Annotated in this window: 1 protein-coding gene; it reads right to left on the bottom strand. The window is 46.0% G+C overall.

The genetic code is table 11. The annotated features are described in order from the left end of the window. Nucleotides 1–33: 33 nt before the first annotated feature. The coding region (dapD, locus tag A3756_RS15920) for a 2,3,4,5-tetrahydropyridine-2,6-dicarboxylate N-succinyltransferase (RefSeq protein WP_197481336.1) at nucleotides 34–954 on the bottom strand (921 nt) is incomplete at its 5' end.

Consider the following 954-nt stretch of genomic DNA (forward strand, 5'->3'; position numbering starts at 1 on the left):
CTGTTAGGGCAGTGTTAGTTGCTTAGCCAGATACTAGTTATTGGCGTGAAGCTCTTCATTCAGTTCAATGGCAGTCTTATTAGTTAAGCATTCAACTCGACCATTTGCCGAGTTTCGGCGGAACAGTAGGTCAGCTTTATTTGCTAGATCACGTGCTTTAACCGTCTCAACGACCTGGTTTTCAGAGTCAAGCATAACTACTTTAGTGCCAGCAGTAATGTAGAGACCTGACTCAACAGTACAGCGATCACCTAAAGGAATGCCGATACCTGCATTTGCGCCGATCAAACTGTTCTCACCAACCGCAATGATGATGTTACCGCCACCAGATAAGGTACCCATGGTAGAGCAGCCACCGCCAAGATCAGAACCTTTTCCTACCATTACACCTGCAGAGATACGGCCTTCGATCATTGAGGTGCCTTCTGTGCCTGCATTAAAGTTTACAAAGCCTTCATGCATGATTGTGGTGCCTTCACCAATGTAGGCGCCAAGACGTACGCGGGCTGTATCGGCAATACGGACGCCGCCAGGTACGACGTAGTCGGTCATCTGTGGGAATTTATCAACAGACTTAACTTCAATCAATTCACCGGCTACTCGTGCTTCAAGTTGCTTAGCTGTTAATTCAGATAGGTCAATTGGACCTTTATTAGTCCATGCAACATTTGGCAGTAAACCAAAAATACCGTCAAGATTAATGCCGTGCGGCTTAACCAGGCGATGAGACAAAAGGTGTAGTTTTAAATACACTTCAGGCGTGCTGCTAGCCTTGCCATCTTCTTCGATAATAACCACTACGGCCGGGCTTTTTGAGCCTTTCATTTGGCTTGCGATGTCAGAAAGCGCTGCGATTTTTGCTAGCTCTTCAATCTGCTCATCATTTAATTCTGTTGTTGTATTGCCGCTTTCAAGGCCTAGTGTTTCTTGGATGCTAGCAACCAAAGAGGAGTC

Source organism: Oleiphilus sp. HI0086 (assembly GCF_001635225.1).